Consider the following 12894-nt stretch of genomic DNA (forward strand, 5'->3'; position numbering starts at 1 on the left):
CCGCTGCCGTACAGTAGTGGCCTGAATGCCATGCATCCGGAGGTTCTGGCCATGCCGCACCGTGTCGCCGTCATCGCACCGTCGCCGGTCTCGATGTTCAACGTCGCGATTCCCGAGCTGCTGTTCGGCAAGGTGGAGGCGGACGGCCGGCCGTGCTACGAGGTGATCGTCTGCGCCGCGGACCCGGGCCCGGTGCCCACCACCGGCGGTCTCGACCTGTACGTACGCCACGGGCTGGACGCCGTGCGGGAGGCGGACACGGTGGTCGTCGCGGGCACCGGCGCCCCGTTCGAGCCGGAGCCCCGGATCGTCGCCGCCATACGTGCGGCCGGTGCCGACGGCAAGCGGATCGCCTCCATCTGCACCGGCGCCTTCCAGCTCGCCGAGGCGGGCCTGCTGCACGGCCGCAAGGCCACCACGTACTGGGCGCACGCCGCCGAGCTGCGCAAGCGGTACCCGCGGGTCCAGCTCCAGGACGACGTTCTGTATGTCCAGGACGGCCCGTACGTCACCTCCTCCGGCTACGCCGCCGGCATCGACCTGTGCCTGCACCTCATCCGCAGCGACTACGGCGCCGCCGTCGCCAACGAGGTCGCCCGCCTCGCCCTGGTCGCCCCGGTCCGCCCCGGCGGCCAGACCCAGTTCGCGCACACCCCGCTGCCGCCCGAGCGCGGCACCGCCTGCGCCGATACCCGCGGCTGGGCCATGCGCAACCTCGACAAGCCGCTCACCCTCACCGACCTGGCCCGGCACGCCGGGGTCTCGGTGCGCACCCTCACCCGCCGCTTCCACGCGGAGAGCGGCGTCAGCCCCCTGCAGTGGCTCCTGCACCAGCGCGTCGAGCGGGCGAAGGAACTGCTGGAGACCACCACCCTGCCCATGGACCAGGTGGCCGCCGCCTGCGGCCTCGGCACCGCCGACTCCCTGCGCGCCCACCTGGTCCGCCGCACCGGCCTCACCCCGAGCGCGTACCGGGCCCAGTTCAGCCGCCTCCAGGAGGGAATGAACCTGGCTGTTTGAACGTTCACGTACTGGTGCGGAGAAGGCCTTCGCACCCGTACGACCTGGAAAGAGCCGAAGACATGCGCGTCGAGATCTGGAGCGACATCGCCTGCCCCTGGTGCTATGTGGGCAAGGCCCGCTTCGAGAAGGCGCTCGCTGCCTTCCCGCACCGTGACGACGTCGAGGTGGTGCACCGCTCCTTCGAGCTGGACCCGGGCCGCGCCAAGGGCGACGTGCAGCCGGTGATCACCATGCTCACCAGGAAGTACGGCATGAGCGAGGCGCAGGCCCAGGCCGGCGAGGACAACCTGGGCGCCCAGGCCGCCGCCGAGGGCCTGGACTACCGCACCCGGGACCGGGACCACGGCAACACCTTCGACATGCACCGCCTGCTGCACTTCGCCAAGGAGCAGGGCAGGCAGGACGAGCTCATCCAGATCCTGTACCGGGCGAACTTCGCCGAGGAGCGGTCCGTGTTCACCGAGGGCGACGAGCGGCTCGTCGAGCTGGCCGTGGAGGCCGGTCTCGACACCGGGGCCGCCCGCGCGGTGCTCGCGGACCCCTCCCGCTACGCCGACGAGGTCCGCGCCGACGAGCGCGAGGCCGCTGAGCTCGGCGCGACCGGCGTCCCGTTCTTCGTCCTCGACCGGACGTACGGCGTCTCCGGCGCCCAGCCCGCCGCGGTCTTCACCCAGGCGCTGACCCAGGCGTGGGGCGAGCGCTCCCCGCTGAAGCCGGTCGAGCAGACCGGTGCCGACGCCTGCGGCCCGGACGGCTGCGCGGTGCCGCGGCAGTGAGAAATCGCAGGTCGGCGCGGACGTATAAGGCTTCCTAAGCGGATTCACGTAAAAATCCGCAATGGACTACGACTTCACGGGGCCGCACAGTGGTCCCATGGAGACCACGGAGACGTTCGAAAGCCTCGTCCGCGCCGAGTTCGCCCCCAAGAGCACCTATCTCAACACCGCCGGCAACGGCCTGCTGCCCTCCCGCACCGTCGCCGCCCTGCACGAGGCGGCGCTGCTGCGGGCCGAGGGCCGGCCGCTGACCCCGCTGTACGAGGACGTGGAGGCCTGCCGGGCCGGGTACGCCCGGCTCGCCGGAGTCCCGGCCACCCGGGTGGCGGCGGGTGCCTCGGTCGCCGCGCACACCGGGGTGATCGCCGCCTCGCTGCCCGCCGGTGCCGAGGTCCTCACCGCCGAGGACGACTTCACCTCCGTGCTCAACCCGTTCCACGTCCGCGGCGACCTCAAGGTCCGCACGGTCCCGCTGGAGCGGATCGCCGAGTCCGTCCGGCCCGGCACCGCGCTCGTCGCGGTCAGCGCCGCCCAGTCCGCCGACGGGCGCATCGCCGACCTGGCCGCCCTCAGGGAGGCCGCCCGCGCGCACGGGGCCCGCACCTACGTCGACTTCTCCCAGGCCGCCGGCTGGCTGCCGATGGACGCGGACGCCTACGACTTCACCGCCACGGTCTCCTTCAAATGGCTGCTCGGCCCGCACGGCGCGGCCTTCCTCACGGTCCCCGAGGACTTCGGCGGGCTGAGCCCGGTGCTCGCCGGGTGGGTCGCGGCCGAGAGGCCCTGGGACAGCTGCTACGGCCCGGTCGCCGAACTCGCCCGCTCGGCACGGCGGTTCGACCTCACCCACGCCCTGTTCACCTTCGCGGGCCTGCGACGCTCGCTGGAGCTGATCGAGGAACTGGGCGTGGCCGCCGTGCACGCCCACGACATCGCCCTCGCCGACCGGTTCCGGGCGGGGCTGGCCCGCCTCGGCCACGAGCCGGTGCCCGCCCCCGGCTCGGCGATCGTCTCGGTGCCGCGACTCGGCTGCCGGCAGCCCGAGTTGAGCGAGGCGGGCGTCGAGGTCTCCGACCGGGCGGGGAACCTGCGGGCGTCCTTCCACCTGTACACCACGGAAGCGGACGTGGACCGCCTGCTGGACGTGCTCGCCGGCTGACGGCATGACCGGGCCGGAGCCCCCCGTCCCACACGAGGAGGCCCCGGCCCGGTGCTCGGGGGGTCACTTCACCGGGGTGAAGTCCCTCGCGCCGATGAACTCCGGTCGGCGCACCGGTGCCGCGAAGGGCTCCACGGCGGCGTTCTCCACGCTGTTGAACACGATGAAGACGTTGCTGCGCGGGTACGGCGTGATGTTGTCGCCGGAGCCGTGCATGCAGTTGCAGTCGAACCAGGTCGCCGAACCGGCCTTGCCGGTGAACAGCCGGATGCCGTGCTCGCCCGCCAGGGCGGTCAGCGCCTCGTCGGACGGGGTGCCCGCGTCCTGCATCTGCAGGGACTTCTTGTAGTTGTCCTCGGGCGTGGCACCGGCGCAGCCCAGGAACGTCCGGTGCGAGCCCGGCATGATCATCAGGCCGCCGTTGGTGTCGTGGTTCTCGGTCAGCGCGATCGAGACGGACACCGTGCGCATGTGCGGCAGGCCGTCCTCGGCGTGCCAGGTCTCGAAGTCCGAGTGCCAGTAGAAGCCGCTCGCACCGAAGCCGGGCTTGACGTTGATCCGGGACTGGTGGACGTACACGTCCGAGCCGAGGATCTGCCGGGCTCGGCCGACCACCCGCTCGTCGCGCACCAGGTTCGCGAAGACCTCGCTGATCCGGTGCACCTCGAAGACCGAGCGGATCTCCTTGGACCTGGGCTCGACGATGGAACGCTCGTCGGCGCGGATCGCCGGGTCGGTGACCAGCCGGTCCAGCTCACGCTTGTAGACCTCGACCTCGTCCGGGGTGATCAGCTCCTCGACGGCGAGGAAGCCGTCACGCTCGTACGCCTGCAGGTCGGACGCCGGGATCGGGCCCGGCGTGTCCGGGGAGCCCCAGATGACCGGGTCCTGGCGCGGGACGGTCACCTCGGTGGTGCCGCGGGTCGGGTAGAGATCCTTCACGGGGGCGGTGGTCATGGGTTCTCACACCTCCTCGGGCTCGGTGAGCAGCGGGTAGACGCCGTTCTCGTCGTGGTCCTCCCGTCCGGTCACCGGCGGGTTGAACACGCAGATGCAGTGGAAGTCCTCCTTGACGCGCAGGGTGTGCCGCTCGTGCCCGTCGAGGAGGTACATGGTGCCGGGGGTGATCGTGTACGTCTTCCCGGCCTCGTGGTCGGTCAGTTCGGCCTCGCCCTTGGTGCAGACGACGGCCTCGATGTGGTTGGCGTACCACATCGACGTCTCGGTCCCGGCGTACAGGACGGTCTCGTGCAGGGAGAAGCCGACCCGCTCCTTGGCGAGGACGATCCGCTTGCTCTCCCAGGTGCCGGACTTCGCCCTGACGTGCCGGTCGGTGCCTTCGATGTCCTTGAACGATCGGACGATCACAGTGGTGCAACTCCTAGTTGATCACGCGGTTTCGCGGACGGCGCGGGCGAGGATGCTCAGGCCCTCGTCCAGCTCTTCCGGGGTGATGGTGAGGGCGGGCAGCAGCTTGACGACCTCGCCCTCGGGCCCGGACGTCTCGATGAGCAGCCCGAGCTCGAAGGCCCGCCGCGCGACCCGCGCCGCCCGTCCCTTGTCGTGGAACTCCATGCCCCACACCAGACCGCGCCCGCGGTACTCCTTCACATCGGCGAGGTTCTCCTCGGTGACGGCGATCAGCGCCTGCTCGACCTGCTCGCCACGGGCGCGGGTCTGCTTCTCCATGGCCGAACCGTCGGTCCAGTACGCCTCCAGGGCGGCCGTCGCCGTCACGAACGCGGGGTTGTTGCCCCGGAAGGTGCCGTTGTGCTCGCCCGGCTCCCAGATGTCCAGTTCCGGCGTGAACAGGCACAGCGACATCGGCAGCCCGTACCCGCCGATGGACTTGGAGACGGTGACGATGTCGGGCGTGATCCCGGCCTCCTCGAAGGAGAAGAACGCCCCCGTCCGCCCGCAGCCCATCTGGATGTCGTCGACGATCAGCAGCATGTCCTGCCGCTCGCACAACTCCTTGAGCGCGCGCAGCCATTCGGGCCGGGCGACATTGACGCCGCCCTCGCCCTGCACGGTCTCCACGATCACGGCGGCGGGCTTGTTGAGCCCGGAGCCCTGGTCCGCCAGGAGCCGCTCGAACCACAGGAAGTCCGGGACCGTGCCGTCGAAGTAGTTGTCGAACGGCATCGGCGTGCCGTGCACCAGCGGGATGCCGGCGCCGGCCCGCTTGAAGGCGTTCCCGGTGACGGCGAGGGAGCCCAGGGACATCCCGTGGAAGGCGTTCGTGAACGACACGATCGCCTCCCGGCCCTTCACCTTCCGGGCCAGCTTCAGCGCCGCCTCCACGGCGTTGGTCCCGGTCGGCCCCGGGAACATGACCTTGTACGGCAGGTCCCGCGGGCGCAGCACCAGATCCTGGAAGGTCTGCAGGAAGGACCGCTTGGCCGTGGTCGACATGTCCAGGCCGTGGGTGACCCCGTCCCGGGACAGATAGTCGATCAGCGCCCGTTTGAGCACGGGGTTGTTGTGGCCGTAGTTGAGTGAGCCGGCACCGGCGAAGAAGTCGAGGTACGCATGACCGTCCTCGTCGTACATCCGGCTGCCCCGCGCGCGGTCGAAGACGGTGGGCCAGCCGCGGCAGTAGCTGCGCACCTCGGACTCAAGGGTCTCGAAGACGCTGAGGTCGGGCTGGGTGATGGTCACGGTGAATCGCTCCTCAGTGGGCGGTGAAGTCGGTCAGCGGACCGATGCGATAGAGGACTTCGGGGTCGTGCGGGCCGTCCGGGAACAGCGCCGCGGGGAACAGCACCTCGCGCTCCAGGTGCGCCCCGTGCCGGGCGGCGAACGAGGTGAACAGCCGTTCGGATGCGGTGTTGCCGGGCGTGATGGTCGTCTCCACGCCGGTGATGCCGTGCGCGTCGGCGAGCCGCGCGGTCAGCCCGTCCAGCAGCCGGGCGGCGATGCCGCGACCCCGGTGTGCGTCGTCGACGGCCACCTGCCAGACGAGCAGGGTGCGGGGGTGTTCCGGCCGCACATAGCCGGTGACGAAACCGACCGGCTCCCCGTCCGCACCGCGCGCCACCGCCGAGGTGCCGGCGAAGTCCCGGCACCACAGCAGATAGCTGTACGAGGAGTTCAGGTCGAGGGTTTTCGAGTCCTTGGCGAGACGCCAGAGCGCGGCTCCGTCGGTCACCGCCGGCTGGTCGATGAACAGGTCTGCGGGTGCGGCAGTCATGCGGCACGAATTTAGCGAGGCGAATTAGAAAATGCACGGCCGTCGTCACTGCGCCGCGCAGAGGCTTAGGTGAAATGCCCGAATTAACCCACATCAAATCGGGGCAAAGGTACCTCGCTGTGGAGTGTGTCACAGCGCGGAAACCGTCAGAAAACCGCCAGGAAACTTCCCTGTTTAGCCTTGCAAAAAGCGGGCAGAAGAAGACGGGAAGCTGTCGTCTGGGAAATTGGAAAGAATTGTGAAGCTCAATTGAATTCAGGCTCCGGTGGCGCCGTCGATTCGTTCACGCAGAATGTCGGCGTGTCCGTTGTGCCGGGCGTACTCCTCGATGAGGTGGACCAGCACCCAGCGCACGCTCACCTCGACGCCGGCCATCGGCCCGTCGGCGATCCGTCCGGTGTCCTCCAGGGCCCGTCCGGCGAGCAGCTCCCGGCCGCGCGCGATCTCCCGCCGCCACACGTCCAGTGCCTCTTCGAGCCCCCGCACGGGAACGAGGGCGTACCCCGTCTCCTCCTCGAACACCGGCGGCACGTCCAGCCCGGCCACCACCCGCTGGAACCAGTTCCGTTCGACCTCGGCGAGGTGCTGCACGAGGCCGAGCAGCGTCAGCGACGACGGCTCCGCGGAGGGCTGCCGCACCTGCGCGTCATCCAGTCCCCGGCACTTCAGCTCCAGCGTGGCCCGGTGAAAGTCCAGCCAGCTTTCCAGCGTGGGGCGCTCGGGGCCGGTCAGCAGAGGGACCGGCCGGCCGTCGGGAAGGGTCTGCGGTGTCTGTGGCGTGGTCATGCGGGGAGGATCGCACGGGGCGCTGACATCGACAGGGCCGCGCGTCCGCGAGGAGGGCGGCAGTGCCTAAGCCCTGCCGAGCGCCGCCCCGATCGCTGTCAGGCACCTCTCCACCGTCTCCGGGGAAGCGTCTGCCCCGTAATGGTTGACCCGGATCATCTCCTTGGCCAGCGCACCGCCGCCGGCGGCGATCGGCAGCGTCGGGTCGGCGGTCAGGGCCCGCGCCACCACCTCCGACGCCACCACCCCCGACGGCACCCGAAGCGTCGTGGCCACCGGGGCCGCGTCCGAAGCCTCGTGCACATACGGCTCAAGGCCCCCGCCCAGGGCCACCGCACCCGCCCGCGTGGCCAGCGCGGCGGCCCGGTGCCGGTCCATCACCGCGTCCAGGCCCACCGACTCGATCCGCTCCAGGCACGCCTCCAGCGCCAGCATCTCCAGCTGGGCCGGAGCGTGCGGCAGTACCGCGCGGCCGGCGTCGGTCCAGCGCTCCTTCCAGTCCAGCAGGGACAGGTAGGAGCGGCGCGGGGCGTTCGGGTTGGCCGCCATCCGGGCCCAGGCCCGCTCGCTCACCGAGATCGCCGACACCCCCGCCGGACCGCCCATCGCCTTCTGCGCGCCGATCACACACAGGTCCACCCCCCACGCGTCCGGCAGCACCGGCTCCGCGCCCACGGAGGCGACCGCGTCCAGGTAGAACAGCGCACCCTGCTCCCGTACCGCCTCACCGATCTCCGCGACCGGGTTGGTGTTGCCGGTCGCCGCCTCCGCGTGCACCAGCGAGACGAAGTCGATCTCCGGGTGGTCGGCGAACGCCTCCCGGATCTGCCCTGCGGTCACGGCCGTGTGGAAGGGGACCGAGAGGTCGTACACCGTCGCGCCGCAGTCCCGGAGCCAGTTCCCGAAGGTCTGCCCGTACGGGCCGGTGATCACATTCAGGGCCACCGTGTCCGGACCGGCCGCCGCGCGGATCGCGCCCTCCAGTGGAAGCAGTGCCTCACCCTGTGTGATCAGCACGTCCTGCCGGGTGTCCAGCAGCCGGGCGACGGCGTCCTCGATGGCGGCGAAGCGCTCGGCACTCAGCGGGGGCAGATCGAGGAAGGGGTGGCTCACGGCGGCGCTCTCTTCATGTGCGGACATCGGGACTCCCCCGATCTTAGGTGCAACGGCTTCGTTACCATCGGTTTGATTTGAGAGACTCAAACTTTTCCTTATAATCGGAACCCTCAGTTCCCCCCTAGGGAGATCCCCCATGAAAACGCTCCTCGGGCGCCGGACCCGCCTCCTGGCTGCCACCACCGCGACCACCGGGCTGGTTCTCGTCGTGGCCGGCTGCTCCTCGTCGTCCGGCGGGGGCGGCGCCACCGTCAAGGGGGTCCACGTCGTCAAGGCCGGTCAGCTGACCACCTGCACCCACCTGCCCTACCCGCCGTTCCAGTCGGAGGTCAACGGCAAGGTGCAGGGATTCGACGTCTCCCTCATCGACCTCGTCGCCAAGAACCTCGGCGTCAAGCAGCAGATCGTCGACACGCCGTTCGAGAACTTCAAGACCGGCGCCTTCCTCAACTCCGGCAAGTGCGACCTGGCCGCCGCCGGCATGACCATCACCGCCGAGCGCAAGAAGAACGTCGACTTCTCCGACCCGTACTTCGAGGCCACCCAGGCGGTCCTGGTCGCCAAGAACAGCGGCGTCAACTCCCTCGCGGACGTCAAGGCCAAGGGCAAGAAGCTCGGCGCCCAGGCGCAGACCACCGGCGAGGACTACGTCAAGAGCAAGGGCTACGACCCGATCTCCTTCGAGTCCTCCGACGCGGTCCTCAACGGCCTGCGCACCGGCCAGGTCCAGGCCGTCGTCATCGACTACCCGGTCGTCCAGGGCTGGCTGAAGGACAAGGCCACCGCGGACAGGTTCAAGGTCGTCGACAACCTCAAGACCGGCGAGCAGTACGGCTTCACGGTCAAGAAGGGCAACGCCGCGCTGCGCGAGGCCATCGACAAGGCCCTCAAGGACGCCAAGGCCGACGGCACCTACAAGAAGCTCTACGAGCAGTGGATCGGCCCGTACAGCGCCTCCGTGGCCTCTCCCGCCGCCTCATGACCGACACGGACGTACGGATCCAGCCGAAGAAGAAGGGACTGACGCGCCGTCAGAAGCGGCGTCTGTCCCGAGGCGCGCAGTACGTCGTGTTCGCCGCCGCCGTGGTCGCGTTCGCGGTCACGGCGGACTGGGGACGGCTGCAGAACCAGTTCGCCCAGGCGGACATCGCCCAGCAGATGTTCCCGGACGTCATCACGCTCGCGCTGAAGAACACCGTGCTCTACACGCTGTCCGGCTTTGTCGTCGGACTCGTGCTCGGCATGGTCATCGCGCTGATGCGGCTGTCCTCCGTGGCCCCGTACCGCTGGCTGGCGGGCATCTACATCGAGATCTTCCGGGGCCTGCCCGCCCTGCTGATCTTCATCTTCGTCGGTGTGGCCGTCCCGCTCGCCTTCCCCGGCACGGAGATCCCCGGCGGCACCTACGGCCAGGTCGCGATCGCGCTCGGCCTGGTCTCGGCCGCCTACATGGCGGAGACCATCCGCGCCGGCATCCAGGCCGTGCCCAAGGGACAGATGGAGGCGGCCCGTTCGCTCGGCTTCTCGCCCACGAAGGCCATGGTCTCGATCATCATCCCGCAGGCCTTCCGGATCATCCTGCCGCCGCTCACCAACGAACTCGTCCTGCTGTTCAAGGACTCCTCACTGGTGCTGTTCCTCGGTGTCACCCTGGAGCAGCGGGAGCTGTCCAAGTTCGGCCGCGACCTCGCCAGCACGACCGCCAACTCCACGCCGATCCTGGTCGCGGGCCTGTGCTACCTGCTGATCACCATCCCGCTCAGCTATGTCGTCAGGCGCATGGAGTCCAAGGCCCAGGAGGCGATCCGGTGAGCCGCCCGGAGATTCAGGTACGGAACCTGCACAAGTCCTTCGGCGACAACCACGTCCTGCGCGGCATCGACCTGGAGATCCACCAGGGCGAGGTCGTCTGCGTCATCGGCCCCTCGGGCTCCGGCAAGTCCACGCTGCTGCGCTGTGTGAACCTGCTGGAGGAGCCCACCCGGGGCCAGGTCATCGTCGGCGGCACCGAGCTGACAGACCCGGACGTCGACATCGACGCCGCGCGCCGCCGCATCGGCATGGTCTTCCAGCAGTTCAACCTCTTCCCGCACCTGAGCGTCACCGAGAACCTCACGCTCCCGCAGCGCAGGGTCCTCCGGCGGGACAAGGCGCAGGCAGCGAGGATCGCCGCCGAGAACCTCGCCCGGGTCGGCCTGGCCGAGAAGGCGGAGGCGTACCCCTCCTCCCTCTCCGGCGGCCAGCAGCAGCGCGTGGCCATCGCCCGGGCGCTGGCGATGGGCCCGGAGGTCATGCTCTTCGACGAGCCGACCTCGGCGCTCGACCCCGAGCTGGTCGGCGACGTCCTCGCGGTGATGCGCAGGCTCGCCGAGGAGGGCATGACGATGATGGTCGTCACCCACGAGATGACCTTCGCCCGCGAGGTCGCCGACCGGGTCGTCTTCATGGACGGCGGCGTGATCGTCGAGGACGGCGGCCCCGAGCAGGTCATCGGCGACCCGCAGCACGAGCGCACCCGCCACTTCCTCTCCCGGCTGCTCGACCCGGCGATGGCCGAGGTCGAGGAGGAGACCTCCGGCCAGGTGGGGAAGGACCGGCCGTAGGCCGTTAGGGTGCGGTGCATGAGCGATGGCGCGGTGCTGCACGTGAAGGGCCGGGTTCTGGCCGGGCCGGACGACGTCCGTGACGAGCTGTGGGTGGTCGGGGGACGGATCTCCTACGACCGCCCCGCCGGGGCACGTGACATCCGTACCGTCGAGGGCTGGACGCTGCCCGGCCTGGTCGACGCGCACTGCCACGTCGGCCTCGGCGCGGACGGCCCGGTCGACGCGGACACCGCCGAGAAGCAGGCGCTCACCGACCGCGAGGCGGGCGCCCTGCTGCTCCGGGACGCCGGCTCGCCCTCCGACACCCGCTGGGTCGACGACCGCGAGGACCTGCCGAAGATCATCCGGGCCGGCCGGCACATCGCCCGTACCCGCCGCTACATCCGCAACTACGCCTGGGAGATCGAACCGGACGACCTGGTCGCGTACGTCGCCCAGGAGGCCCGGCGCGGCGACGGCTGGGTCAAGCTGGTCGGCGACTGGATCGACCGCGACCTCGGCGACCTCTCGCCGTGCTGGCCGCGCGAGGCGGTGGAGGCCGCCATCGCCGAGGCCCACCGGCTCGGCGCCCGCGTCACCGCGCACTGCTTCGCCGAAAGCTCCCTGCGCGACCTGGTCGAGGCGGGCATCGACTGCATCGAGCACGCGACCGGCCTGACCGACGACCTCATCCCGCTCTTCGCCGAGCGCGGCGTCGCGATCGTCCCGACCCTCGTCAACATCGCCACCTTCCCGCAGCTCGCGGCCGGCGGCGACACCAGGTACCCGCGCTGGTCCGCGCACATGCGCCGGCTGCACGAGCGGCGCTACGACACGGTGCGCGGCGCCTACGACGCCGGGATCCCGGTGTACGTCGGCACGGACGCCGGCGGCTCGCTCGCCCACGGACTGGTCGCGGCCGAGGTGGCGGAGCTGGTCACCGCCGGCATCCCGGCCGTGGACGCCGTGTCGGCGACGAGCTGGGGCGCCCGCGCCTGGCTCGGCCGCCCCGGCCTTCAGGAGGGCGCACCGGCCGACCTGGTGGTGTACGACGGCGATCCGCGCGCGGACGTACGCGTGCTGGCCGCGCCGCGCCGGGTGGTGCTGAACGGGCGGATCGTGCAGTAGCGGTGAGCGAACGCCCGTACCCGGCGATTCGAAGGGGAGTACGGGGTATTCACGTTCGGGTGAAGTGGTCGGGGATCGCTGACCGTTCACCCGCAGGGCGTACAAGGTTGACGGGTCCCAAGCACGATTCCTCTGGGGGTCCCACCGCCTTGAACAGCAACAACTTCCGTATGCCCGCACGCCGTCTCGCGACCGCCGCGACGGTCACCGCCCTGGCCGCCGGTCCCGCGGTCCTGGGCGCGGGCACCGCGCACGCGACCACCGGCCACGGCCGCGCCTCCGCCGTCGTCCTGCGCACCGGGCTCGACGTGTCCCTGCTCAACAAGACCGTCGACGTCCCGCTCGCGGTCTCCCTCAACGCGGTCCAGGCACCGCAGAGCGCCGACCGGACCGCGTTGTCCGCCCGCCTCGACGGCGTGGCCGGCGGCAAGCCGTTCACGGTCCTCGGTGCCGACGCCGCCTCGGCGAAGGCCACCGCGACCGCCCAGCGCGCCGAGGGCTCGGTCCGGCTCGTCGGCGCCCGGCTGCACGTCCCCGGCCTGCCCCTGCTGTCCCTGATCGAGCTCGGTACGGTCACCGCCGAGGCGACCTGCGAGGCCGGCCGGGCACCGGCCGCCTCGGCGAACGTCCTCGGCGGCGTCACCGTCCTCGGCAAGCGCGTCACCCTCACCGCCGGCGGCCCGGCCGAGGTGAAGGTGCCCGGCGTCGGCGAGGTCCGCCTCGCCCTCGCCCAGCGGCACACCACCACCCGCACCGCCGCCGCCACCGCCCTCGAACTCAAGGTGTCCGTCAACCCCTTGAAGCTCAACGTGGCCGACGTCGAAGGCACGGTCACCCTGGCCGAGGCGACCTGCGAGTCCCCGACGGCCCGGCATCCGGTGCCGAGCCACGACCCGGCCGCCGACGTCAGGCCGCAGACGGCCCGCACCGACCTGGCGGAGACCGGCGGCAGCTCCGCGACCCCGTACGTCGCGGGCGGGGCGCTGGCACTGGTGCTGGCGGGCGGGGGAGCGGTGACGGTGGCCCGGCGCCGCAAGGGCTGACGCCGCCGCCGGGCCCGGCCGCGGCTGGGGCCGCTGCTGTCCCAGCCGTACCGGGCTTCCGGCGGCGACGCCGTCCGGGCCCCGG

The 12894-nt window shown here is 70.9% G+C and carries 14 protein-coding genes; 8 read left to right on the plus strand and 6 right to left on the minus strand.

All coding sequences use genetic code 11. The features are described 5' to 3' along the window. Positions 1–51: 51 nt before the first annotated feature. The 3 genes from ABT171_RS25100 to ABT171_RS25110 all read left to right on the plus strand — a co-directional run bounded on the left by ABT171_RS25100 (position 52) and on the right by ABT171_RS25110 (position 2958). Positions 52–1020: a GlxA family transcriptional regulator gene (locus tag ABT171_RS25100; protein ID WP_351247584.1), complete on the plus strand. Its 969-nt coding sequence runs from the start codon at positions 52–54 to the stop codon at positions 1018–1020. A 62-nt stretch (positions 1021–1082) separates the two neighbouring features. Continuing rightward, complete coding sequence (locus ABT171_RS25105) at positions 1083–1799, plus strand: DsbA family oxidoreductase (protein ID WP_351247413.1); 717 nt, start codon at positions 1083–1085, stop codon at positions 1797–1799. Between the two features lie 97 nt (positions 1800–1896). Further along, entirely contained in the window at positions 1897–2958 is a 1062-nt protein-coding gene (locus ABT171_RS25110) for an aminotransferase class V-fold PLP-dependent enzyme (protein WP_351247415.1), read from the plus strand. A gap of 63 nt (positions 2959–3021) precedes the next feature. Here ABT171_RS25110 and thpD read toward each other — a convergent pair whose 3' ends face one another. From thpD to ABT171_RS25140, 6 genes are all read right to left on the minus strand, one after another. Further along, positions 3022–3915, minus strand: coding sequence for an ectoine hydroxylase (thpD, locus tag ABT171_RS25115; RefSeq protein WP_351247417.1), 894 nt, complete (start codon positions 3913–3915; stop codon positions 3022–3024). Positions 3916–3921: 6 nt separating this feature from the next. After that, on the minus strand, positions 3922–4326 hold the full coding sequence (locus ABT171_RS25120; RefSeq protein WP_351247419.1) for an ectoine synthase: 405 nt from the start codon (positions 4324–4326) through the stop codon (positions 3922–3924). 21 nt (positions 4327–4347) lie between these two features. After that, the gene (gene ectB / locus ABT171_RS25125; RefSeq protein WP_351247421.1) at positions 4348–5619 is read right to left on the minus strand and encodes a diaminobutyrate--2-oxoglutarate transaminase; all 1272 of its coding nucleotides are present in this window, start codon (positions 5617–5619) and stop codon (positions 4348–4350) included. A 13-nt stretch (positions 5620–5632) separates the two neighbouring features. After that, complete coding sequence (gene ectA / locus ABT171_RS25130) at positions 5633–6151, minus strand: diaminobutyrate acetyltransferase (RefSeq protein WP_351247423.1); 519 nt, start codon at positions 6149–6151, stop codon at positions 5633–5635. Between the two features lie 255 nt (positions 6152–6406). Continuing rightward, complete coding sequence (locus ABT171_RS25135) at positions 6407–6937, minus strand: DinB family protein (RefSeq protein ID WP_351247425.1); 531 nt, start codon at positions 6935–6937, stop codon at positions 6407–6409. Positions 6938–7003: 66 nt separating this feature from the next. Beyond that, positions 7004–8050 (minus strand): pyridoxal-phosphate-dependent aminotransferase family protein, encoded by a 1047-nt coding sequence (locus ABT171_RS25140; protein ID WP_351247586.1) that lies wholly within the window; start codon positions 8048–8050, stop codon positions 7004–7006. Positions 8051–8189: 139 nt separating this feature from the next. On the opposite strand from ABT171_RS25140, the gene ABT171_RS25145 reads away from it, so the two are divergent. The 5 genes from ABT171_RS25145 to ABT171_RS25165 all read left to right on the plus strand — a co-directional run bounded on the left by ABT171_RS25145 (position 8190) and on the right by ABT171_RS25165 (position 12809). Further along, positions 8190–9035, plus strand: coding sequence for a transporter substrate-binding domain-containing protein (locus tag ABT171_RS25145; protein ID WP_351247427.1), 846 nt, complete (start codon positions 8190–8192; stop codon positions 9033–9035). After that, complete coding sequence (locus ABT171_RS25150) at positions 9032–9865, plus strand: amino acid ABC transporter permease (RefSeq protein WP_351247429.1); 834 nt, start codon at positions 9032–9034, stop codon at positions 9863–9865. The genes ABT171_RS25145 and ABT171_RS25150 overlap by 4 nt, the downstream gene beginning before the upstream one ends. After that, positions 9862–10656 (plus strand): amino acid ABC transporter ATP-binding protein, encoded by a 795-nt coding sequence (locus tag ABT171_RS25155; protein ID WP_351247431.1) that lies wholly within the window; start codon positions 9862–9864, stop codon positions 10654–10656. The genes ABT171_RS25150 and ABT171_RS25155 overlap by 4 nt, the downstream gene beginning before the upstream one ends. Before the next feature lie 18 nt (positions 10657–10674). Beyond that, positions 10675–11766 (plus strand): amidohydrolase family protein, encoded by a 1092-nt coding sequence (locus tag ABT171_RS25160; protein WP_351247433.1) that lies wholly within the window; start codon positions 10675–10677, stop codon positions 11764–11766. 149 nt (positions 11767–11915) lie between these two features. After that, positions 11916–12809 (plus strand): SCO1860 family LAETG-anchored protein, encoded by an 894-nt coding sequence (locus ABT171_RS25165; protein ID WP_351247435.1) that lies wholly within the window; start codon positions 11916–11918, stop codon positions 12807–12809. The last annotated feature ends 85 nt before the right edge of the window (positions 12810–12894 follow it).

Origin of the sequence: Streptomyces sp. NPDC001851 (assembly GCF_040297165.1) — a bacterium.
GTDB lineage: Bacteria > Actinomycetota > Actinomycetes > Streptomycetales > Streptomycetaceae > Streptomyces.

Excerpts from the sequence above, each read along its gene's own strand:
- ABT171_RS25100 (WP_351247584.1), top strand. The coding sequence starts at position 52 with ATGCCGCACCGTGTCGCCGTCATCGCACCGTCGCCGGTCTCGATGTTC.
- ABT171_RS25105 (WP_351247413.1), top strand. The coding sequence starts at position 1,083 with ATGCGCGTCGAGATCTGGAGCGACATCGCCTGCCCCTGGTGCTATGTG.
- ABT171_RS25110 (WP_351247415.1), top strand. The coding sequence starts at position 1,897 with ATGGAGACCACGGAGACGTTCGAAAGCCTCGTCCGCGCCGAGTTCGCC.
- thpD (WP_351247417.1), bottom strand. The coding sequence starts at position 3,915 with ATGACCACCGCCCCCGTGAAGGATCTCTACCCGACCCGCGGCACCACC.
- ectA (WP_351247423.1), bottom strand. The coding sequence starts at position 6,151 with ATGACTGCCGCACCCGCAGACCTGTTCATCGACCAGCCGGCGGTGACC.
- ABT171_RS25135 (WP_351247425.1), bottom strand. The coding sequence starts at position 6,937 with ATGACCACGCCACAGACACCGCAGACCCTTCCCGACGGCCGGCCGGTC.
- ABT171_RS25145 (WP_351247427.1), top strand. The coding sequence starts at position 8,190 with ATGAAAACGCTCCTCGGGCGCCGGACCCGCCTCCTGGCTGCCACCACC.
- ABT171_RS25150 (WP_351247429.1), top strand. The coding sequence starts at position 9,032 with ATGACCGACACGGACGTACGGATCCAGCCGAAGAAGAAGGGACTGACG.
- ABT171_RS25160 (WP_351247433.1), top strand. The coding sequence starts at position 10,675 with ATGAGCGATGGCGCGGTGCTGCACGTGAAGGGCCGGGTTCTGGCCGGG.